Annotated in this window: 22 protein-coding genes and 2 pseudogenes; 10 read left to right on the forward strand and 14 right to left on the reverse strand. The window is 73.8% G+C overall.

Annotated features, from left to right (window positions below):
• From ACYVPE_RS21340 to ACYVPE_RS21365, 6 genes are all read right to left on the reverse strand, one after another.
• The coding region (locus ACYVPE_RS21340; protein ID WP_461035264.1) for a 2-oxoglutarate dehydrogenase E1 subunit family protein at positions 1 to 293 on the reverse strand (293 nt) is incomplete at its 3' end.
• Between the two features lie 323 nt (positions 294 to 616).
• Complete coding sequence (locus tag ACYVPE_RS21345; RefSeq protein WP_461035317.1) at positions 617 to 1,651, reverse strand: sensor histidine kinase; 1,035 nt, start codon at positions 1,649 to 1,651, stop codon at positions 617 to 619.
• Positions 1,652 to 1,725: 74 nt separating this feature from the next.
• Complete coding sequence (locus tag ACYVPE_RS21350; protein ID WP_461035265.1) at positions 1,726 to 2,571, reverse strand: response regulator transcription factor; 846 nt, start codon at positions 2,569 to 2,571, stop codon at positions 1,726 to 1,728.
• 242 nt (positions 2,572 to 2,813) lie between these two features.
• Positions 2,814 to 3,563 carry a spermidine synthase family protein gene (locus ACYVPE_RS21355; RefSeq protein ID WP_461035266.1) on the reverse strand — a complete coding sequence of 250 codons (750 nt, stop codon included), beginning with the start codon at positions 3,561 to 3,563 and terminating at the stop codon, positions 2,814 to 2,816.
• Between the two features lie 61 nt (positions 3,564 to 3,624).
• Positions 3,625 to 4,488: a lysozyme gene (locus ACYVPE_RS21360; RefSeq protein WP_461035267.1), complete on the reverse strand. Its 864-nt coding sequence runs from the start codon at positions 4,486 to 4,488 to the stop codon at positions 3,625 to 3,627.
• 251 nt (positions 4,489 to 4,739) lie between these two features.
• A complete protein-coding gene (locus tag ACYVPE_RS21365) occupies positions 4,740 to 5,537 on the reverse strand; it encodes a hypothetical protein (RefSeq protein WP_461035268.1) in 798 nt (265 codons plus the stop codon).
• A 356-nt stretch (positions 5,538 to 5,893) separates the two neighbouring features.
• Between ACYVPE_RS21365 and ACYVPE_RS21370 the strand changes: the two genes are divergently transcribed.
• The 3 genes from ACYVPE_RS21370 to ACYVPE_RS21380 are packed head-to-tail and all read left to right on the forward strand — an operon-like array spanning position 5,894 to position 9,613.
• Positions 5,894 to 8,233 carry a sensor histidine kinase gene (locus ACYVPE_RS21370; protein WP_461035269.1) on the forward strand — a complete coding sequence of 780 codons (2,340 nt, stop codon included), beginning with the start codon at positions 5,894 to 5,896 and terminating at the stop codon, positions 8,231 to 8,233.
• Positions 8,230 to 8,730, forward strand: a complete 501-nt coding sequence (locus ACYVPE_RS21375) for a roadblock/LC7 domain-containing protein (RefSeq protein ID WP_461035270.1) — start codon at positions 8,230 to 8,232, stop codon at positions 8,728 to 8,730. The genes ACYVPE_RS21370 and ACYVPE_RS21375 overlap by 4 nt, the downstream gene beginning before the upstream one ends.
• Positions 8,731 to 8,773: 43 nt before the next feature.
• Entirely contained in the window at positions 8,774 to 9,613 is an 840-nt protein-coding gene (locus tag ACYVPE_RS21380; protein ID WP_461035271.1) for a TIGR03619 family F420-dependent LLM class oxidoreductase, read from the forward strand.
• Between the two features lie 622 nt (positions 9,614 to 10,235).
• Here ACYVPE_RS21380 and ACYVPE_RS21385 read toward each other — a convergent pair.
• The 3 genes from ACYVPE_RS21385 to ACYVPE_RS21395 form a co-directional block, all read right to left on the reverse strand.
• Positions 10,236 to 11,060 carry a hypothetical protein gene (locus tag ACYVPE_RS21385; RefSeq protein ID WP_461035272.1) on the reverse strand — a complete coding sequence of 275 codons (825 nt, stop codon included), beginning with the start codon at positions 11,058 to 11,060 and terminating at the stop codon, positions 10,236 to 10,238.
• Positions 11,061 to 11,152: 92 nt separating this feature from the next.
• Positions 11,153 to 11,383 carry a hypothetical protein gene (locus ACYVPE_RS21390; protein WP_132819482.1) on the reverse strand — a complete coding sequence of 77 codons (231 nt, stop codon included), beginning with the start codon at positions 11,381 to 11,383 and terminating at the stop codon, positions 11,153 to 11,155.
• Between the two features lie 13 nt (positions 11,384 to 11,396).
• Positions 11,397 to 12,122 carry a TetR/AcrR family transcriptional regulator gene (locus tag ACYVPE_RS21395; protein WP_461035273.1) on the reverse strand — a complete coding sequence of 242 codons (726 nt, stop codon included), beginning with the start codon at positions 12,120 to 12,122 and terminating at the stop codon, positions 11,397 to 11,399.
• Positions 12,123 to 12,302: 180 nt separating this feature from the next.
• On the opposite strand from ACYVPE_RS21395, the gene ACYVPE_RS21400 reads away from it, so the two are divergent.
• Positions 12,303 to 14,384 carry a sensor histidine kinase gene (locus tag ACYVPE_RS21400; protein WP_461035274.1) on the forward strand — a complete coding sequence of 694 codons (2,082 nt, stop codon included), beginning with the start codon at positions 12,303 to 12,305 and terminating at the stop codon, positions 14,382 to 14,384.
• A gap of 15 nt (positions 14,385 to 14,399) precedes the next feature.
• On the opposite strand, the gene ACYVPE_RS21405 is transcribed toward ACYVPE_RS21400, so the two are convergent.
• Positions 14,400 to 14,651 (reverse strand): hypothetical protein, encoded by a 252-nt coding sequence (locus ACYVPE_RS21405; protein WP_461035275.1) that lies wholly within the window; start codon positions 14,649 to 14,651, stop codon positions 14,400 to 14,402.
• A 377-nt stretch (positions 14,652 to 15,028) separates the two neighbouring features.
• Between ACYVPE_RS21405 and ACYVPE_RS21410 the strand changes: the two genes are divergently transcribed.
• Entirely contained in the window at positions 15,029 to 15,271 is a 243-nt protein-coding gene (locus tag ACYVPE_RS21410) for a hypothetical protein (protein WP_461035276.1), read from the forward strand.
• A 60-nt stretch (positions 15,272 to 15,331) separates the two neighbouring features.
• On the opposite strand, the gene ACYVPE_RS21415 is transcribed toward ACYVPE_RS21410, so the two are convergent.
• A complete protein-coding gene (locus tag ACYVPE_RS21415) occupies positions 15,332 to 15,559 on the reverse strand; it encodes an SDR family oxidoreductase (RefSeq protein ID WP_461035277.1) in 228 nt (75 codons plus the stop codon).
• 244 nt (positions 15,560 to 15,803) lie between these two features.
• Positions 15,804 to 16,226: pseudogene (locus ACYVPE_RS21420) on the reverse strand (SDR family NAD(P)-dependent oxidoreductase); the annotation flags it as partial.
• Between the two features lie 68 nt (positions 16,227 to 16,294).
• Here ACYVPE_RS21420 and ACYVPE_RS21425 point away from each other — a divergent pair.
• The 5 genes and pseudogenes from ACYVPE_RS21425 to ACYVPE_RS21445 all read left to right on the forward strand — a co-directional run bounded on the left by ACYVPE_RS21425 (position 16,295) and on the right by ACYVPE_RS21445 (position 18,899).
• Complete coding sequence (locus ACYVPE_RS21425; protein ID WP_461035278.1) at positions 16,295 to 16,756, forward strand: MarR family winged helix-turn-helix transcriptional regulator; 462 nt, start codon at positions 16,295 to 16,297, stop codon at positions 16,754 to 16,756.
• Between the two features lie 57 nt (positions 16,757 to 16,813).
• Positions 16,814 to 16,903, forward strand: a pseudogene (locus ACYVPE_RS21430) (GNAT family N-acetyltransferase); the annotation flags it as partial.
• A 92-nt stretch (positions 16,904 to 16,995) separates the two neighbouring features.
• Positions 16,996 to 17,646: a LysE family translocator gene (locus tag ACYVPE_RS21435; RefSeq protein ID WP_461035279.1), complete on the forward strand. Its 651-nt coding sequence runs from the start codon at positions 16,996 to 16,998 to the stop codon at positions 17,644 to 17,646.
• A 205-nt stretch (positions 17,647 to 17,851) separates the two neighbouring features.
• A complete protein-coding gene (locus ACYVPE_RS21440) occupies positions 17,852 to 18,154 on the forward strand; it encodes a DUF6087 family protein (protein ID WP_461035280.1) in 303 nt (100 codons plus the stop codon).
• Between the two features lie 4 nt (positions 18,155 to 18,158).
• On the forward strand, positions 18,159 to 18,899 hold the full coding sequence (locus tag ACYVPE_RS21445; protein WP_461035281.1) for a class I SAM-dependent methyltransferase: 741 nt from the start codon (positions 18,159 to 18,161) through the stop codon (positions 18,897 to 18,899).
• 7 nt (positions 18,900 to 18,906) lie between these two features.
• Here the strand turns inward: ACYVPE_RS21445 and ACYVPE_RS21450 are convergent, their stop codons facing one another.
• Positions 18,907 to 19,545, reverse strand: a complete 639-nt coding sequence (locus tag ACYVPE_RS21450) for a response regulator (RefSeq protein ID WP_461035282.1) — start codon at positions 19,543 to 19,545, stop codon at positions 18,907 to 18,909.
• A gap of 1 nt (position 19,546) precedes the next feature.
• Positions 19,547 to 20,776 carry a sensor histidine kinase gene (locus tag ACYVPE_RS21455; RefSeq protein WP_461035283.1) on the reverse strand — a complete coding sequence of 410 codons (1,230 nt, stop codon included), beginning with the start codon at positions 20,774 to 20,776 and terminating at the stop codon, positions 19,547 to 19,549.
• Position 20,777: the final 1 nt, after the last annotated feature.

Genomic DNA, 20,777 nt, shown 5'->3' on the forward strand with positions numbered 1-20,777 from the left:
TGAGGAGCCGCGGCCCGCGGGGCCGCGGGTGCCGGCGTGGCCGGCGCGGCGGTGGCGGCCGAGGGCCCGCTCACGTCGGCCTTGGTGGCCTTGGCCGGCGCCGCACCGTCAGTGCCAGGCCGGTAGTCGGCGAAAAAGTCCCACCAGGCACGGTCGACGGAGTTCGGGTCCTGGAGGTACTGCTGGTAGATCTCGTCGACGAGCCATTCGTTTGCACCGAAGCCGGCGGCAGGGTTCTTCTCTGCTGCTTGGTCGGTGTCGACGCTGGGGGTGTTCGGAGACTGTGGCGACACGGCGGCAACCGCCCTCTTCCGCTTCGCAAGGTGATTGGACAGCGGAAAACAAGGCTACGCCCCCGGGGCCGATCAGCGCAGTCCTGGCAGCTCAGACGTGGCCTACGCCACATTCCGAAGGGGGTTTCAGGGGCTGAATCCCCGGGAACGGCACCAAGTTCAGCTCAAAGAGGCAACGAAAAGGCAATGCCTGACCGCGACGACGCGGCGGCCGGCCGGACCCCTGGCCCGAGCTGCGTCGATCCCGGCGCGCGGCGCCCGGAGAACACGGGCAGCCGCCAGCGCCGGAGCAACCGGCGGAGCGATTCCAGACCGACCTTACGTCAACTGTTTGCCTTCGCGTTACCTGGAATGGTGAGCCGGATGCGACAACCGCGTCTCGATTCGGCCACGGCGATGGTCCCGCCGTGCAGATCCACCGCCCACCGGGCGATGGCGAGACCGAGCCCGGTGCCACCGTCGTGCGGGGTGACCCCGTCGATGGTGCCCCGGCCGAAGCGCTCGAAGACCAGCTCGCGCTGCTCGGGCGGGATGCCGGGGCCCTCGTCGAGCACCTCGATGACCAGGCCGCCCGGCAGCTGCCCTGGGCGGGCCACCACCGTGACCTGTCCGCCGTGCGGGCTGTGCTTCACGGCGTTGTCCACCAGGTTGGTGACCACCTGGTCGAGCCGCTCGCGATCCGCGTAGGCCCGCAGGGCCACCGGAGTGACGTCCAGCCGCAGCCGCACGTCGGTCCTGCCGTTGCCGCGCTTCTGTGCCACCGACGCGTCGCCGAGCACCGCCGAGAGATACGGCTCCACCTGGAAGAACCCGGCCTGTAGCGGCACCACGCCGTTCTCGAGACGCGACAGGTCGAGCAGCTGCTCCACCAGACGCCCGAGCCGCTCCGTCTGCCGCAGCGCGGTCGCCATGGTCCGCGGATCCGCCTCGGAGACGCCGTCCACCACGTTCTCCAGCACGGCGCGCAGCCCCGCGATGGGGGTGCGCAGCTCGTGGGAGACGTTGGCGACCAGCTCCTTGCGGTGCCGGTCGGCGGCCTGGAGGTCGGCGGCCATCCGGTTGAAGGCGTGCGCCAGGTCACCCAGCTCGTCCCGCCGGCTGACCGCGACCCGCCGGCCGTACTCGCCGCGCGCCATGGCCCGCGACGCGGACGTCATCTCCAGCACCGGCGTCGCCAGGCTGTGCGCCACGAACTGCGTGACCAGCAGCGAGGCGATGATCGCGAAGACGGCGATCAGCTGGAGCCCCACGTCCGAGCGGTAGGCCACCAGGATTATCAGGGTCGTGATGGTGACCGAGATGGTCACCAGCCAGCCGAGCGCCGCCTTCACGGAGCGCATCGGGTCGATCGGGCGCATCAGCCGCCAGACGGCGGGCCAGACCCGACGCCAGACCGGACCCCTGACCAGCTCTGACAGGGCGGACACCCGGCTCAGAGCTCGGACCCGCCCTGGCCCCTGGCCGCCGGTTCGCCCGCGAATCCTGGCGGGGTCTCCAGCGCGTAGCCGACGCCGTGCACCGTGCGGATCCGCTCGGCGCCGATCTTCCGGCGCAGCGCCTTGACGTGGCTGTCCACCGTGCGGGTGCCGGAGGCGTCCGCCCAGTCCCAGACCTCGGCCAGCAGCTGCTCGCGGGTGAGGACCGCGCGCGGCGAGCGGGCCAGGCACATCAGCAGGTCGAACTCGGTCGGTGTCAGGTGGATGTCCTTGCCGGCCGCGCGGACCCGCCGCTGGGTGCGGTCGATCTCCAGGTCGCCCAGGCGCACGCTCCCTGGCCTGGGCGTGGTGGCGGCGACCGCGGCCCGCTCGATGCGGCGGAGCAGCACGTGGGATCTCGCGACCAGCTCGCGCATCGAGAACGGCTTGGTCATGTAGTCGTCGGCGCCGACCCCGAGGCCGACGAGCATGTCGGTCTCGTCGTCTCTCGCGGTGAGCATCAGCACCGGCACCGGACGCTGGGCCTGGACCCGCCGGCAGACCTCGAGGCCGTCGAAGCCGGGCAGCATCACGTCGAGGATGAGGAGGTCGGGGTGCCAGGCGGCGGCGGTCTCCACGGCCGCCGGGCCGTCCGCCGCGGTCTGCACGAGGAAGCCCTCGGCGCGGAGCCTGGCGGCGATCGCCTCGACGATCGTCGGGTCGTCCTCGACCACCAGCACGCGGCGCTGTGCGCCCGGCGTGGTGGCCGTGGGGGTGTGGTGCCCGGCGCGTTCGGGTTCGGCGGCGGTGTGGCCGCCGAGGCCGTTGAGTTTGTGTGTCTTCTCCTGATGGGTGTGGTCCATCGGCTGAGTCCTGGTGTCCGTCTGATTCATCTATCCCGCCCCCGGGATCGTGGGTGCCAGTCGGCTGGCCGTGCTCTTTGCTGAGTTCTTCGCTGTGTACGGAGGTGCGTTCTTCGCGGTGTGCTTCGAAGTCATGTGGTGGACCACGCTCGGGGCGGTCCGTGGCTGTGCTGATTGCACAGAGCCTGTGAAGGTGCTGGTAAGCACTGGGCAGCAGCGTAGAGCGGATTGGAAGGCCCCGGCTACGCGGACTGACTGGCGAGATGATGGCTGGCGAGAAACAGCACGTCGGGAACGCCTCGGGCAACGGGCACTTCTCTGGTGCCAACTCCGGTGAATCCGGCCTTCCGCAGATTCTCCACGAAACGCTCGGAACCCCGCGCCGACCAGACCGCCAGGATCCCGCCGGGGCGCAGCGCGGCGCGGCAGGCCGCGAGGCCGGCGGGGGAGTAGAGGCCCTCGTTGTCCTCGGTGACCGTCCAGTCGGGGCCGTTGTCCACGTCCAGGCAGAGCGCGTCGTACCCGGCCTCGACCTCGTGGAGGTGGGCGAGCAGGTCGCCGTGGACCAGGCGCACCCTGGGGTCGGCCAGCGCGGCGGCGGTCAACTCGCCGAGCGGTCCTGCCCGGTGCCAGTCGATGATCGCGGACTCCCGCTCCAGCACCGTGATGCCGCCCCAGCCCGGCTCGGCCGCCGCGGCGACCAGCGAGAACCCGACGCCGAGGCCGCCGATCAGCACCTCGGGCGACGCCGTCGGCGTCGGTCGCGTCGCCGGCGGTCCTTCGGCCAGGGCCGCGAACGCCTCGGTGACGAGCAGCCGTTCCGAGCGGCCGTCCGAGGTGTCCATCAGGAAGCAGCCGTTGGCGATGATCTGGAGCAGCGCGCCGTGGCGGCGCAACACCACCTCGCCGTACGGCCCCTCGCCGCGGGCGAGGACGACGGGACGGTCGTCCTCCGCCGGGGCGGCGGAGTGGGGGAACGGAGCGGAGGCCATGCGCCCATCATCGCGCATGGCCTCGATTCGCTCGTTCGCGGTCCTTCGCTCCCCGCGGCGGTCAGCCGTTGGCGAGCGCCTGGAGCCGGTCGATGGCGCCGTTGAACACGTTGTGGTCGCCCACGGTCGGACCGGTGGAGGTGTACTGCCAGAAGGTGTAGAAGCCCCAGCCGGCCGGCAGGGTGCCGGGCGACGACGCGTAGCGGGCGACCCACAGCGGGTTGGTGGACCCGAAGGCGGCGGAGTTGCCGGTGCAGGTGGTCCACCAGCTGGTGGAGGTGTAGATCACGGCGTCGCGGCCGGTGCGGGCCCGGTAGGTGTTGGCGAAGTCCCGGATCCAGTTGACCATGGCGGACTGGCTCAGCCCGTAGCAGGTGGCGCCGTAGGGGTTGTACTCCATGTCGACCACGCCCGGCAGGGTCCTGCCGTCCCTGGACCAGCCGCCGCCGTGGTCGGCGAAGTAGTTGGCCTGGGCCGCGCCGCTCGAGGTGTTGGGCGTCGCGAAGTGGTAGGCGCCGCGGATCATGCCCACGTTGTAGGAGCCGTTGTACTGCTGGGCGAAGTACGGGTTCTGGTACGTGGTGCCCTCGGTCGCCTTCACGTAGGCGAAGCGGTTGCCGGCGTTCCAGAGGGTGCTCCAGGCGACGTTGCCCTGGTGGCTGGAGACGTCGACGCCCTCGACGGTGGCGAGCGGCGTGACGATCTCGTCCGCGGTGACGCGGGCGCCGCCCTCGTGGCGGCGGATCTCGGAACCCAGCGAGGCCGAGCCGAACGCGGGGGTGTCGTCGGCGCGGTGGTCGGCCGCGGTCGCGGTGTTCGGGGTGGCGATCAGCAGCGCCAGGGTGGCGAAGACCGTGCCGATCAGGGCGGGGATGCCGCGCCGGCGGACGCCGGGTCGCGGTCGTGCCTTACCGGAACCAAACATGGTCGGGCCTTTCGAGCCTGTGTGGGGGGATGAGCCTGCGGCTCGGCGCGCTCACATGGTGTGATCACGTCAAACGTGAAGGTAATGCGCGTGCCTGGTGAGGCGGAAGAGGGAGCCCGGCCTGCCGTTGGTCTACCCCGGTGGCGATCGCGAACGGGTCTGCCCCCGAGGTTGGTCCGACCACAACTTTCACGCCTGAAAGTCGGATCTACGCGCGGAGCGCGCCGCCCGACCCCCCGTCGGGCGGCGGTTCAGAGCTCCGCGAGCACCACCGACGCGTCGTCATGGGTCTTGCCGCGCGGGTGCTTCGCACCCTCCGGGTCGGCGGCCTCCGCCGCCCGCACCTCGTCGATGGCGGCCTGCGGCCCCTCGGCGATCAGCGACGCGAACAGGTCGGGCCAGCCGCCGAACCCGAACGTGTCGACCCAGCGGCCGAGCCCGTCGCTGAGCGCCACCAGCGAGCGCACCTCGGCCCGCGGCCGGGTGCCGGCGACGGCCAGCGCCGCCACCGCGGGATCGGCGGCCGCCGTGAAGAAGCCGCCAGGCGTGTTCCGCCGGCTCTCGACGAACGCCGCCCGCTCCTCCCGCGGCAACCGGCGGGCGGCCGGCCGGAGATCGTCGAGCCGCGTGTCAAGTACCGGGTGGACCGCGCCCTCCTGGCTCTCGATCAGCAGCACGGAATCGGAAAGCACCAGGTACTCGACGGTGTCGACCCCCCAGCGGGCGCAGACCACGGTGGCCTGCGGGGTGCGCTGGTGAGAAAGGTCACACGTGCCGCGGTGCGCGTCGGCCGTCCGCGCGACGGCCTCGGCCAGGCAGGCGGCGGGCGTCATCTCCGGCCGGCTGGCCAACAGTTCGAGCAGGGCCCCGCCGAGCCGCGCGGAGAACCATGCGACGCTGTGCCGACAGCCGACCGGTTCCGGTGGGGCCGTCACCCCGTCGAGCAACACCAACGCCCCGCCCTCGCCCGAGGCGGGCGTTGCCGCCGCCGCGAAGTCCTCGTTGGGCAGACCCTGGGTGCCTGGTTCGGTGGCCGACTGGATGCGCATGGCGACCAGTCTGCCGTAGGGTGGGATATGTCAGCGATTGTGTGGATAACAGTGGGTAGTTGACACGCGGACAGTGGATCTTGCCAGGAGTCGCGGCGGAATTCCAGTCGAATCCGGCCTGGCGGCAGGCCGGGTTCTGACATCGGCTTGTCCGCCAACTCCCCGGTGAGGTTCACTCCTTCGGGTGGCCGGTCGGGCGACACCGCTCTCCTGCCATGTCGGCGCTGGCAACGTTCGGTGCCTCAGTGACGAGAATGCGAGCACAGGTGCGGAAGAACACACTGCACGACCCCGCCGATCCGTCCCCTTCCGCTCCGTCAGGTTCCCGGACCCGGGCGGCGCGCAGGCGGGCGAGAGTGCGGACGCGGCTGGTGTTCGGCGTGCTCCTCACCGGTGTCGCGGTGCTCGGCGCCGCCTCCCCCGCCGTGCTCGGCGTGATGCAGGACTACGACTCGGCCCGGCTGCTGCACGAGCGCTCCCGGGTCGCCGAGGACGCCGTCGCCCTCGCCCACCTCGTGGCCGACGAACGTGACGCCCTGGTCGCCGCCGTCGCCGCCGGCAACCCCGCGGCGGCCCGCGGCGAGGAGGAGCTGGCCCACGTCGACACGGCCGCCGCCGAGCTGAGCGGCGGCCTCGACCAGCCCGCGCGGGCCGCGCTCGCCGGCCTGCCGGCCGCCCGCGAGTTCGCCCACTCGGAAGAGGCGACCGCCGCCGGCACCTTCGACGCCTACACCGTCATCGTCGAGGCCCTCGACGGCTTCCTGCGGACCACCGTCCTCGACACGCCGGACGAGGCCCGCGAGCCGTCCGCCGAGGCCCTCCCCTACCTGGCCCGCGCCGTCGACGCCTCGTCCGCCACCCGGGGGCTGCTGCTCGCGGCGCTCGCCGGCCCCGGCGAGCAGCGGGAGCTGACCACCCTGGCCCAGCGGCAGCGGGTCCGCGAGGACGCCGCCCTGGCCGACTTCAACGCCACCGCCGGCACCCCCGCGGTCGGCGCCTACGAGCACGCGCTCACCGGCGGCGAGGGCGAGGCCGCCGCCGGGCTGCTCCTCGTCCTCACCGACGCGCCCGTCCTGTCGCCGGAGGACCACGCGCTCGACGAGAGCGCCGTCCACGCCTCGCTGCTCGAACGCACCAGGCTCCAGCGCGGCGTGCTCACCACCCTCGCCGACGAGCACACCGACCAGGTCAGGGCGCTGCGCGACGCCGAGCTGATGAACCTCCAGCTCACCGGCGTCATCGTCCTCGTCGCGCTCGGCCTCGCCATCGGCGTGAGCATCCAGACCGCGCGCTCGCTGACCCGACCGCTGGCCGCCGTCCGGATCGGCACCGGCCGGGTCGCCGCCGACCCCACCGGGCAGGAGCCCGTCAGGTACTCGGGGCGGAACGACGAGTTCGCCGAGGTCGTCGCCTCCGTCAACGCGCTGCACTCCCGCGCCCTCAGCCTGCACCAGCACGCCACCGAGGCCGCCAAGCAGGCCGCCGAGATCGCCCAGGACACCGGCGGGCTGCGCGCCGAGCGCGACCGGCTCCTCACCGAGCAGAACGAGCTGCACGCCCGCCTCGCCGCCCTGCACGGCGCCGTGCACGGCATGTTCGCGCACCACGCCCAGCGCCTGCTGATCCTCACCGGCGAGCAACTCGCCGTCATCGAGGGCCTGGAGTCCCAGGAGGCCGACCCGGACCGGCTCGCGGTGCTCTTCACCGTCGACCACCTGGCCGCCAGGATGCGCAGGCACGGCGAGAACCTGCTGCTCCTCGCCGGCGCCGAGCCGCCACGCCAACTCGGCGAGCCCATGCCGCTGATCGACGTGGCCCGCGCCGCCGTCAGCGAGATAGAGCGGTACGAGCTGGTGGAGACGGCCCCCGCGCCGCCACCGGTGTGGGTCACCGGCTTCGTCGCCCGCGACCTCAGCCACCTGCTCGCCGAACTGCTCGACAACGCCACCGCCTACTCGCCGGCCGGCGCCCGGGTCAGGCTCACCGGCCGCTGGGCGGACGGCGAGCTGCTGATGACCGTCGAGGACGAGGGCCAGGGCCTGACCCCCGAGCGGCTGGCCGAACTCAACGCCAGGATCGCCGACCCGGTGACCCCGCCGCCGGGCGCCGGCTCGGCACCGGGGCCCGACGGCGGCATCGGCATGGGCCTCTACACGGTCGCCAGGCTGGCCGCCAGGCACGGGCTGCGCTGCTGGCTGCGGCACCGGCCGACCGGCGGCACGGTGGCCGAGGTCGCCGTACCTGCCGTCCTGGTCGAGGAGGGCACCGAGCCCTACCCGACGCACGACGCCGGGTACCAGCAGGCCGCCCCCGCGCGGGACCCGCTGCCCGTCCGCGACCCGGCCGGCACCGGTCCCGTGCCCATCCCCGACCCGCGCACCGCCGAGCACGTGCGCACCGCGGAGCACGCCGAGCACGCCCGCACGGCCGACACCGCACCCCGCTTCCAGCCGCAGCCCCCGCCGCCACACGCCATCACGGACAGCGGCCTCCCGCGGCGCACCAGGGGCGTGACCACGCCCTACGACGATACCGGCGGCGGCCGTCCGGCCGTCGACCCCGAGGAGCTGCGCCGTCGGCTCGGCGGCTTCCAGCGTGGCGCGCGCGACGGCCACCGGGACGCCGCCCAGGCCCGTGGCGGCTACCCGAACGACTTCCGCGACTCCGCAGCGACCGGAGAGGAGATGCCGTCATGACCTCGCAGATCCAGGTCCCGCCCGGCGCCAGCCGCAGTGGAGGGCAGGACCTGCGCTGGATGCTCACCCGTCTGGTGGAGGAGGTGCCGGGGGCCGTGTCGGTCGCGGTCGTCTCGGCCGACGGCCTGCCCCTGCTGTCCTCCGAGCCACCCGAGGACCCCAACGCGGGCCCCGGGCGCCGGCGTCGGTCCCTCACCGGCCCGTTGGGCGCCGCGGCCGACCTGGCCACGGTCGTCTCCGGGCTCGGCAGCCTCACCAACGGCGCCGCCGCGCTGATGGAGGGCGGCCAGGTGAAGCAGACCCTGGTGGCCATGGCCGGGGGCAACCTGCTGGTCATGGCCATCAGCGACGGCTCGCTGCTCGGCGTCTTCACCGAACCCGAGGCCGACATGGGCGCGGTGACGTACCACATGGCGCTGTTCGTCGGCCGGGCCGGACACCTGCTCACCCCGGAACTCCGGGCCGAACTGCGGCAGGCGACGCCCAGGCCGCACTGACGGTTGACCCTCACACCGGTGTGAGGGTCTAGGGTCCGTGGCTATGGAGCTGCACGCCGTCCTTCCCGACGCCGACCCCCATAGCCTGACCGTTCTCGCCCAGGAGGCGGAGCGGTTGGGCTACGGCGGCGTCTGGCTGCCCGACCACCTGCTGCCGCCGGTGGCCTACGGCCCGGTCTACGGCGGCGTCGACGACCCCCTGATCACCCTCGCCGCGGTGGCGGCCGTCACCAGCCGGCTGACGCTCGGCACCTCGGTGCTCGTGCTGCCGCTGCGGAACCCGTTCGTGGTCGCGAAGCAGGCCGCGAGCCTCGCCCGCCTCTCGCGCGGCCGGTTCGTGCTGGGGGTGGGCGCGGGCTGGGAGCGCCACGAGTTCGACGCCACCGGCTCCGACTACCGGACCAGGGGCGCCCGCACCACGTCGGCCCTCCGGCTCGTCCGCCACCTCCACACCACGGGCGGCGCGCCGTTCGACGACCCGCACTACGGCTTCGCCGGCGGCGTCTTCGCGCCGGTGCCTGAGCGGCCCGTGCCGCTGCTGGTAGGCGGCGTCTCGGACCCCGCGTTGCGGCGGGCCGCCGAGACGGCCGACTGGTGGCAGGCGGTCCGCCTCGACCCGGCCGCCTTCGCGGCCCACGTGGCCCGGCTGCGGTCCATGACCGACCGGCCGATCGGGGTCGCCAACCGGGCCGACTGGGGCGACGGGCAGCCGGTCGCCGAGATCGTCGAGGAACTCGCCGCCAACGAGGCCGCCGGCGCGGACCAGGTCGCGGTGTCCCTCATCCCCACCTTCGCCGGTCTCGCCCCGGCCCTCGGCCGCCTCCGCCAACTGGCCGCCGAGCCGTCACTGACCCCCTACCTGGCGCCTCCGGCGCGGGTCTAGCGAGGCCGCGGGAGCGGGTTTCGCGGACCGCGCGGGTTGTGGGGCAGCGGTGCGGGCCGGGCTGCGGCCGGCCACCGCGCGGCTCCGCCGGGTCAGGCGGATTCCGGCGCGGGCCCGGGTGACGCCGATGGCCAGGGCCGGGGGCCCGTCGGCCCGGCACGGGTTCCGCAGGCGAGTCCCTGCCGGGGCTGGGCGAGGCCCCGTTTCCGTCCAAGGGGCCGGCCGGGGGCGGTTCCGGCATCCGCTCAGACGGAGACCCGGGCTCGGCCCTCGCTCTCGCGCGTGGGTTGCGGTGCTGGCGATGCGGGCGCGGCCGTGGCTGGCCGCCGCCTGCGGCTCCGCCGGGGCAGACGGGCCCCGGGCGGAGGTTCGGCTCTCTCGGGTGGGTGGCGGCGCTGGCCGCCGGCGGCGCCTCCGATTCGGGTTCGCCCTGCGGCACGGCCGAGTCGGGCGGGTTCCGACCTCGGGGCGTTCCGGCTCACGCGTCGGTACCCGGTACCGGGTACCGACTCCCGTTCCGGCGTCGGCTCCGCGGGATTCCGGCGCCGAGGCGGCAGGCAGGCGCCGGCGTTGCCCCGGCACGGGGCGCGCTTTTCGGATACCGGTTCCGAGGGGGGCCGGCTCAGGCGCCGGGCTCGGGCCCGGCTTCCCGAGCTGCCCCCGGCACGGGTTCCGGCACCGGCGCGGCCGGTACGGCGTCAGGCACCGGGGGCGGCGGTGCCTCCGGCGAGGGGGTTGGCTCCGGCGTGACCTCGGGGGCCGGTTCCCGGGACGCCCCCGGCCAGGGATCCGGCCCGGGGCCCGCCTCGGCTTCCTGGCGGCGGGTGAGTTCGGTCAGTTCGTCGGGGGAGAGGCCGGCCAGCAGGCCGGCCACCTCGTCGAGGCGGCGGTGGACGTCGTCCCGGCGGCGGCGTTCCTCGTCGGCCGCCGCCTGTTCGGCGTCCAACGCGGCGCGGGCCGCCGTGGCCAGTTCGTCGGCCGCGCGTTCGCCGGTGCCCAGCCGGTCGATCTCGGCCGCCTCGGCGGCCGCGACCCGCGCCGCCACCGTCTGGTCGTGGAGCGCCCGCCCCGGGTCCTCGCCGAGCAACATGCTGAGCGCGGCGGGCAGTTGGAGCCCGCCGCCGCGGTACTGGGCGCGGGCCACCGCGCCCGCCGCGTCGCGGGCCGCGGTCAGCTCGGTGCGGGTCGCGGCCAGCCGGTCCTGGACGCGGCGGGTCTCCTCCCGCCGCTCGGCCAGCCGGTCGGCCGCCTCGTGGTACGCCTCGGTCGCCCGCCCGGTCTCCTGGTACAGGGTGCGCAGCTCGGCGAGCAGTGCTGGAATGGACTCGGCCGTATCGGCCCCGGCCGGGCCCGCGGCCAGAGTGGTCGTGGTCGTGGTCAGGGCCACGACGGCCAGGGCCGCCGCCGGCCACCCGCGTCGTCGGGTCACGGTCCCCGAAAAGCGCATGGGCGTACCTCCGTCGTGCTCGCGCGCGTCTCCGCACGCATGGTGTGCACGAACCGGGGCGTCGCGCCCGCCGGGCGGGTGCGAACGGGTGGTCAGTCCCCGGCGTCCGGGTCATAGACGTAGCTCCAGCCGCGCGGCAGCCGCAGCAGCCGGGTGTACCCGGTCGGGGTGAGCCGGTAGACGTAGACCCGGTCGGGCTGCACGTCGTCGCCCGGCACCGGCACCCGGTAGACGGCGGGCGGCTTGCCGGTCGGGCCCACCAGCACCGGAAGCACCCGGCCGTCGAGCGGGCCGCCGACGAAGGGCGTGCGTTCGCTGCGCATCCGTGCCGCTCGCCTACATGCCCGCGGGCGTCATCATCGCGATGGTCCGTTCGAAGAGCCGGTCGATCCGGCCGCCCGGCTCCTCGAACTCGGCCGCGGCGCGCAGGAAGCGCGCGGTGGTCTTGTCCCGCCCCGCGGTGACCACCAGCTGGGCGACGAACTGGTCGACCAGCCAGTCCCGGAGCTCGTCGAGCGGCTGTTCCTTGTCCTCGTCGAGCCAGATCAGCGAGGCGGCCTCCACCGTGGTGATCCAGGTGCGCACCACGAGCCGCAGCGGCGCGCTCGGCTCCGGCACCCGCATGTGCCGCAGCACCTGGGTGGCCGCGGCCCGCCGCACCCGGTCCACGATGGCCGTGGTGCGGTTGGTCTCCACCACGCTGCCGCCCTTGAGCAGCGCGGTGAAGCCCTCGCCGTGCTGGTCCACGAAGGCCAGGTAGCGGTCGAGACCGGCCGCCAGACGGAGGCTCAGCGCGCCCGACTCCGTTACGGCGAAGCAGAGTTCGAGCTGGTCGGCGGCGCTGATCAGCGCCGCCTCGTACAACTGCTGCTTGCCGCCGGGAAAGTAGCGGTAGACCAGCGGCCTGGAGACCCCGGCCTCGCGGGCGACGTCGTCCAGCGAGACCTCCTCCGGCACGCTGCGGGCGAACAACGCCTGCGCCGTGGCGATCAGCTGGCCACGGCGCTCCTCCACGCTCAGTCTGCGGTAGGCCGGACCGGGCGGGACAGGACGGCTGCTCATGCCCCGAAGCGTAACGGTCCTGGCCGGTCCGAGGGGGAACCGGAGCGTCACTGTCCGGATAACCTCGGGCCCTGGCTGCCTCATCCGTGACCGCCGCTGGCCCGATTCACGCCACTTGTTCACTTCACGGCCACGGGTATCGGAGCCGCCGGTAACCACGTGACGGTGTGCTGTGTGGCTATGACGCGTGTGTCGAGGACGCGGCGACGGAGGGAACTGCGGACCCGGCGGCCGGCCGGGTGGCGGATCCTGACCGGCTGGCTGCCGCGCTGGAGCACCATCCGCGGCCGGGTGGCGATCGTCCTTGCCGTGCCCACCTGCCTGCTGCTCGTCCTCACCGGGGTCGCCGTGGCCGACCGGGCCGAGGACTGGTCGGCGGCCAGGGAGAGCGGGGAACGGGTCCAGGTCGCCCTGGACGTGCAGAACCTCGTCCGCGAGCTGCAGCGTGAACACGGCCTCACCAGCGGCCTGCTCGGCGGCGCCGGCCGCTACCGGCCCGAACTGGCCGATACCCGCCGCCGGGTGGACGCGATCCACGCCGAACTCCAGCGCCGAGTGGATCGGACCTTCGAGGAGAACCCAGCGCCGGCGTTCGAGGAGGCGCTCGGCTCGCTCGACCAACTCCCCAGCATCCGGGAGCGGGTGGACGACGAGTCGATCGACCGCGACGAGGCGCTCGGCTTCTTCGCCACCGCCATGGCCGAGCTCAACGACGCCCAGCTGGCCGAGGGTTCGCCCCACGGCGACCAGCGGCTCAGCGACGGGCTCGCCGCGCTCCAGGCGCTGGCCGGCGCCACCGAGGCGCTGGCCGAGGAACGCGGCCTGATGAACGGCGTGTTCGTGGCGGGGCGGTTCGCCGACGGGCAGTACCTGGAGTTCGCCGGCACCCGGGCCGCCCGCGACTCCGCGGTGCGCACCTACGAGCAGCTGGCCACCGGCCCCCAACGGGCCGCGCTCGACACGGCGTTCGAGACCGACGAGGCCGGGCAGGTCGCTGCCTTCGAGCGGCTGGCCGACGGCGGCGCCGACGGTTCGCCGCTCGACGCCACGGCCGACGACTGGTGGACCGCCAGCACCGCGCTCACCGACGGGCTGCACGAGGCGCAGCGGCTGGTGGGCGAGGACGTCACCGAGCGCGCCGACCAACTGAGCGCCGACGCCACCCGGCAGCTCGCCGGCTTCGTCGCCCTCGGCCTGCTGATCCTCGGCGTGGCCGTCGCCCTGGCGATCCTGGCCGCCCGCTCCATCGCCAGGCCGCTCGACGAGCTGACCCGGCAGGCCGAGTCCGTCGCCGGCCACCGGCTCCCCGAGACCGTCCGCTCCATCCAGGAGGCCGAGCCCGAGGAGGCCGAGCAGCTGCTGCCGCCCGAACCCGACCCGGCGCTGGCCAGGGGCGCCGAGGAGGTCACCCGGCTGGCCGCGGCCCTGCACGACGTGGAGCGCACCGCCGTCGGCCTGGCCGCCCAGCAGACGGTGCTGCGCCGCAACGGCACCGAGTCGCTGGCCAACCTGGGCCACCGCAACCAGGGCCTGGTGCGCCGTCAGCTGCGGCTGATCACCGCGCTGGAGAGCAAGGAGCTCGACCCGGACGCGCTCGGCGACCTGTTCGAGCTCGACCATCTGGCCACCCGCATGCGGCGGAACGCCGACTCGCTGCTGATCCTGACCGGTCAGCAGCTGCCGCCCCGGGTCTGGACGGGCACCGCGGAGATCGCCGAGGTGGTCCACTCGGCCGTCTCGGAGGTGGAGGACTACCGCCGGGTCACGCTGGTGGAGGCCGAGCCCTGCTCGGTGCACGGCGGGGCCTTCTACGAACTCTCGCACCTGCTCGCCGAGTTGATCGAGAACGCGCTCACCGCCTCGCCGCCGGCCCGCCCGGTCGAGGTCTACGGCTGGTGGGACGGCGCCGAGTACTGCCTGGCCATCGTGGACCGCGGCAACGGCATGACCGAGGAGGAGCTGGACCTCGCCAACGCCCGGCTGCGCGGCGAGGACTCGTTCCTGGTGGCGCCCACCCGCTTCCTCGGCCACTTCGTCGTCGGCACCATCGCCGCCCGCCTCGGCGTCCAGGTCGAGGTCCGGCACACCCAGAGCGCTCCGACCACGGCGGCCGCCCGCGGCGCCGGCGTCTCCGCCTACGTGGCGCTGCCGCCCCGTCTCGTGCACCCGCGCGCCGGCGGCCAGGCCGAGCACGCCGAGCTCCCCTCGGCCTCCGCCGGGCGGATCCCCCAGCCGCCGGCGCGGATGATCAGCGGCGGCTGAGCCGCTGACGTTCCGTCAGCAGAGGTGGTTGATCTGGAGGACCGTCATGGTCTTGAAGCGGTGTCCGGCGAGCACCACCGCGAACGCCTGCTCGGTCACCACCATCCGCATCACCGGGTCGTCGTGCCCGTAGGGCTCGGTGGCACGCAACGGATCCTCACAGGCCCCGGCCATCCTCAACGTGAGACGCTCGCTGACGTCCGGCGGCAGGGCGTCGTGGACGGCCTCCACCGCTGGGTCGTACCTGAGGCGGTAGGTCACGTCCATGTGGGTCCTCGCGGCGGCGGATGGTGGTGCCTCCCGGCGTGAGCCGGGGGAGTGTCGTCCTGGCGGTCCTGGCGCGTGTCATGCAGCGTAGCTGATCTGGGGCGGAGCGTGACCTGATAGTCCGACCACGGCCCGTGCCGACCGGGGACGACCCGGGCGGCTCACGGAGGAAGTCCTCGACACCGACGCCGACTTCACGATATATCCAGTCAACCGCCGCCCGGTTGCCGGGCCGGGCGCGGCCCGGGGCCCTTCCGGCCTGGACCTTTTCGCGATTCCCCCGGAAGGCGGAATGAACCAACGGCTCCTTCCCGACGTGAATACATTGGGCGCACTCGACCCGGCCGTCGGCCGGCGGTCGTGAAGGAGCTGACGAGATGGACCGCGGTATCCAGGAGGAGCAGCCGGGACCGCCCGAAGTGGGCAGCATGGTCCGGGACGTCGGACGCGGCAGGATCGGTCGCGTCATGGCACTCGACGGTGAGCGCGTCTGGCTCCGCCCCCCGGCGGGTGGCCGCGAGTGGACGGCGCTGCCGTGCGACGTCCGCCCGGTGAGCCTCAGCGAGTCCCTGAGCCCGCTGGTCGCCGAGGTCAACCGTCGCTCGTCCGGCACCCGTTGACGGTCCGTGGCGGGTTCGGCGGGTTCGGCGGGTTCGGCGGGTTCGGCGGGTTCGGCGGGTTCAGCGGGTGAGGTGTCGCCCGCCCGCCACGGAGAGGATCTCGCCGTTCGCGTGGCCGTTGGCGGCCGAGCCGAGATAGGCCACCGCGGAGGCCACGTCCTCGGGGGTGCAGATCCGGCCGGTGGGCGTCTTCGCCCCCTCCGCGTCGACGGCGCGCTGGCCGAGCCAGTCGGCCGTGAGCGCCCGCGGGGTGCGGGTGAACCCGGGGCGGACGACGTTGGTGAGCACACCCTGCGGGGCCTCCCTGACCAGGCCCTGTCCGGGCGATCTTCTTCGGGCCCGCGACGCCAGCTACGGCACCTCGCCGCGTTACCGAATCGCGCGAATACGGCCAAGTATGAGCTGCGATCCGGCGCCTTGCGCGAAGCGAATGGGGGCACCTCCCGGACGAAGTCTGGGGGAGCACCGCATCTGACGCCGCGGGCTGATCCTTGAAGGCCGCCCGGACAGGGCCTCGCACCCTGGCCGCCGTCTCCAGCGCGCCCTTGGCGGCCGGGTAGCCGAGTGACGCCGGTATCGGCTGCTCGACCACGTCGGACGAGACCAGCACCACCCGGCCCCAACCGGCCCGCCGCATCCCGGGCAGCACCGCCTCGACCAGCGCGAGCGTGCCGGCCACGTTGGCGGTGAGCGCCGCGGCGAGCGCCTCCGGGCTCTCGGGGCCGAGTTCCGGCCAGGCCACCGCGTTGCCGACCAGCACCGCGACCGGGCCCAACTCCCACTCGACGGCCCGCACCGCCGCGTCGATCGACGCCGGGTCGCGCTGGTCGATCCGCACCGCGAGGGCCCGGCCGCCCGCCGCGGTGACGTGCTCGACGACCTCTGCGGCCCGCGCCTGCGCGCGATGCCAGCCCACCGCGACCAGCGCGACCCGACCGTTCAACCCCAGATCCATGATCCGTCCTCCAGCGATGCGTATAGTCGGCTATCTGTTAGCCGACTATGCATAGGTGGGATCGGGGCGTGGAAGCCAGTGAGGTCAGACGCGTCAACCGGGCGCTGAACAAGATGAGCCAGCTCTACCGGGCGGCCAAGGCGCGCCGACTCGCGGCCCTCGGGCTGCATCCGGGCCAGGACGTGCTGCTCTGGGTCCTGGCCCAGGAGCCGGCCGGCATGACCGTCTCCCAACTGGCCGCCCGCCTCGGGATCGAGCAGCCGACCGCGACCCGCAGCCTGGCCCGCCTGGAGTCCGGCGGCTGGTTCCGCCGCGAGCCCGTCCCCACCGACCGCCGTCAGGTGCGCGTCGTCGTCACCGAGGCCGGGCACCGGCTGCTCCCCGACATCGAGCGTGCCTGGGCCGAGTTGGCCGAGCTGACCATGGGCGCCGTCGAGCCGGCGCGGCGCGAGCTCGCCATCGCCGCCCTCGAGGAGGCCAACGAGCGGCTGCGCGAACTCGTCGGCGAGGAGCCGCTGACCCAGGGATGACCGCTGGCGGGCGGCGGTGGCAGCCTCGTGGTGCTGCCCAGGCTGCTCGGGCCCGGCCACTGGGCCGCCGAACCGGAGCTCGGCTACCGGCTGCTCAGGGCCGCCTGGGGCCGCGGCTACGCGACCGAGGGCGCGCGGGCCCTCGTCGCGAACCGCGAGGTCGCGTACGCCCTCACCCGCGAGGAACGGGAAGGCGCCCGGGGCTGTGACCCGGGCGCCGGACGTGCTTCGATGGCCGGATGATGTCTACCGACCGGGTGCTCGCCTTCGCGGCCATGTCGTTCCTGCTGATCGTCGTGCCGGGTCCGAGCGTGCTCTTCGTCATCGGCCGGGCGCTGGCCCACGGCCGCCGCATCGCGCTGACCTCGGTGCTCGGCAACACGCTCGGCGCCTACACGCTGGTGCTCGCCGTGGCCCTCGGTGTCGGCTCCGTCGTCGAGCGCTCGGTCCTCGTCTTCACGGCCCTGAAGCTGGCCGGCGCCGCCTACCTCGTCTACCTCGGCGTCCGGGCGGTGCGCGAACGCCGCTCGCTGCGCGCCGAGTTCGCCGGGGACGGCGGCGGCGACGCCGCCGGATCGCACGGCCTGCGCACCCTCTGGGAGGGGTATCTGGTCGGGGTCGCCAACCCCAAGACCATCGTCTTCTTCGCCGCCGTGCTGCCGCAGTTCGTCGACCGCGAGCACGGTCATGTGGTGCTCCAGATGCTGCTGCTCGGCCTGGTGTTCAACGTCATCGCGGTGGCCTCCGACAGCGTCTGGGGCCTGGTCGCCGCCGGCGCCCGCGGCTGGTTCGCCCGTTCCCCGCGCCGGCTGTCCATGATCGGCGGCGTGGGCGGCCTCACCATGATCGGCCTCGGTGTCACGGTGGCCGCCACCGGCCGCTCGGAGTGACGCGGGTTTCTCGGGCCACCAGAGTGCCTCCGTGCGTCCCCCGTGCCTCCCCGTGAGCCAGCCGTGCGCCAGCCAAGGCCGACCAACGACCGCAAGACCGGGGTCCCGGACGGCATGACGTGGTGTCATGGAGACGTCGCGAACGCGACGCCCGCGTAGGACTGTTGTGCGAGCCAGGCGATCGAGCGAGAGTGAAGTTGTTCCCATGGACCCCATGGACGAGGAGCCGTTGTCCGACTGGGCGGACCGGCGCAGCCGGCGCCGCGCCGACCGCTACCGTGTCGTGACGCTCACCCCAGGGCCGGCCTCGGGCAGCCACGTGGACCCGCAGGCCCCTCGTCTGGTGAGCCGCTGGAACGGCTACGAGTGGGAGGCGGTCGCCGTCGTCGCCAACCTGGCCGAGGCCAAGCGGATCCTCTACCCGGAAACCGCCGGCACCGACCCGATGCCGGCGGTGCCGCAGGCGATCAGCCGACGCGCCACGCGGAAGCGCGGCGACGGGAGTTGAGCGCGTGACCCGCCACCGGGACCGGGAGGCGCCGACCGTGCGCGAGCTCGCCGAGCAGGCGCTGTCCTCCGTGGAGCGCGGCTACGACCTGCTCGCCCCGAAGTTCGACCTGACCTCGTACCGGACACCTGACCCGGTGCTCGACGCGCTCACCGAGGCGCTGCGGCCGTACGGCCCGTTCGCCAGCGCCCTCGACGTCTGCTGCGGCACCGGCGCCGGCATCGGCGTGCTCCGGCGGGCCGGCGCGGCGCACGTCGTCGGCGTCGACTTCAGCGCCGGCATGCTCGACCAGGCCCGCGCCGCCTTCCCCGAAGGGGTGGAACTGGTGCGCGCCGACGCCCGCGCGCTGCCGTTCGCGCCCGCCACGTTCGATCTGGCCATCAGCCTCGGCGCGTTCGGCCACTTCCTGCCCCGCGAACGCCCCGCGCTCTTCGCCGGCATCCGCGCCACGCTCGGCCCCGGCGGCCGGTTCGTCTTCCCGATGGCCGCGCCGCCCCGCGTCGGATCCCTGCCCTACTGGGCCCTGTGGGGCTTCGACGCCGCCATGCGGCTGCGGAACGCGGTCTGGCGGCCCCCGTTCGTGATGTACTACCGCACCTTCCGACTACCCGACGTGCGCCGCGAGTTGACCGCCGCCGGCTTCACCGTCCGGATCGAGCCGCTGCCGACCCTGGGCCGCCGCGCCGACGGCACGGTGCGCTGCGCGCTGGTGGTCGCCGAGACGGGCGGGGAGACGCCGGCCTGAACGGCCGTCAGGTGGGCGGCAGTAGCCCCCTCCGCAGGGCCACCACGACGGCGTGGGTGCGGTCGCTGACATCCAACTTGGCGAAGACCCTCAGCAGATGGGTTTTCACGGTGGCCTCCGTGATGAACAGCCGCCTGCCGATCTCGGCGTTGTTGAGCCCGTCGGCCACCCCGCGGAGCACCTCGGTCTCCCGCGCGGTGAGGCTCACCGGCGCGGGCTCCCGCATCCTGGCCACCAGCCGCTGTGCCACCCGGGGCGCGAGCACCGTCTCGCCCCGGGAGGCCGCGTGGATGGCGTCGACCAGCTGCTCGCGGCTGGCGTCCTTCAGCAGGTAGCCCGTGGCGCCGGCCTCCACCGCGCGCTCGATGTCGGCGTCGGTGTCGTAGGTGGTCAGGATCAGCACCCGGGTGCGCCAGGGGCCCGTGACGATCTCCGCCGTGGCGGTCACCCCGTCCAGGACCGGCATCCGCAGGTCGAGCAGTGCCACGTCGGGTTCGACCCTCCGCACCAACTCGACGGCGGCCCGCCCGTTCTCCGCCTCGCCGACGATCTCGATGGTGGGCTCCGAGGACAGCAGGGCCACCAGGCCGGCCCGCATCACGGTGTGATCGTCGACCACGACGATCCGGAGCACGGCTGCCGTCATCTCACACCTGACCGTTCAAGGGCTCGCCGCGGGGAGCAGCGAGGGGAACATCGACGGGAGCGTCGAGGGGAAGGCTGGCCGACACCCGGGTGCCGTCGCCGACGGAGCTGGTGACGGTGAGCACACCGCCGAGCTCGGCGAGGCGCCGGCGCATGCCGTCCAGGCCGAAGCCGTGCGCCTCGGCGACGACGAAGCCGCGCCCGTCATCGGTGATCTCCAACTCCACCCCGTTCGGCCGCCGGCTGAGAACGACGCCGACCGTGGACGCCGCCGCGTGCTTGCGTACGTTGGCCAGAGACTCCTGGGTACAGCGCAGCAGCGCGATCCGGGTCGGTTGGTCGCACTCGACGTCCGGCAGCTCCGCCTCCACGACCAGGCCGGTGTCCTGGTGGAACCGGTCCAGCGTGCGGCGCAGGGTCTGGGCCACGGTGCCGGGCGCCACCCCGCCGCTCGGGGCCGAACCGACCAGGACCCGGGCCTCGGCGAGGTTCTCGCGGGCGGTCCGCTCGATCGACAGCAATTGCCTTCCGCTGCGCCCGGCGTCGGCCGCCAGGCCGGTGCGGGCCGCTTCGGCCAGCACGATGATGGACGCGAAGCCCTGCGCCAGGGTGTCGTGGATCTCGCGGGCCAGCCGTTCACGCTCCTCCGCCGCGCCCTGTCGCTTGAGCGCCTCCGCCAGCCGCCCCTGGGTCTCCGCCAACTCCGCCCGCAGCCGCGCGCGTTCGGCGGCCAGCGCCACCGCCTTCGGTGTCAGCATGGCGATCAGGACGCCGACCGCGTAGACCCCGAGGGAGGAGACGGAGTTGGTGGCCAGCACGTCGGCCGTCCAGCCGAGCCGGACGGCGGCGCCGAGCGTGATCGCCACGGCGCCGAGAGCACCGAGAACGACGGCCCGCCGCGGGCTCCTGGACAGGACGGTGAACTGCGGCAGCATCACGAAGTAGAGGACGCCGAAGCCGTCCCGCAGGGCGGAGAGTCCGAACAGCGCGAGGATCAGCACCACCAGGTAGCGCTCCGGGGTGAGCGCCGGGTTGCCGAGCCGCCCGCGCACCGCCGTGCGGGCCAGCGCGAGCACGGCCATCAGCGCGAGCGACCCGTAGCGCTGGCCGGTGGGGACGTCCCCCACCAGCGTGAGCAGCGCGAGCAGGGCGAGCAGCGCCCAGGAGAAGACATCCCACCAGTGGAGTGCCCACATCCAGATCGGGTCGCCGCGCCGTGGCCGTCGCCTCATG

This window comes from Streptomyces mayteni (assembly GCF_054783955.1).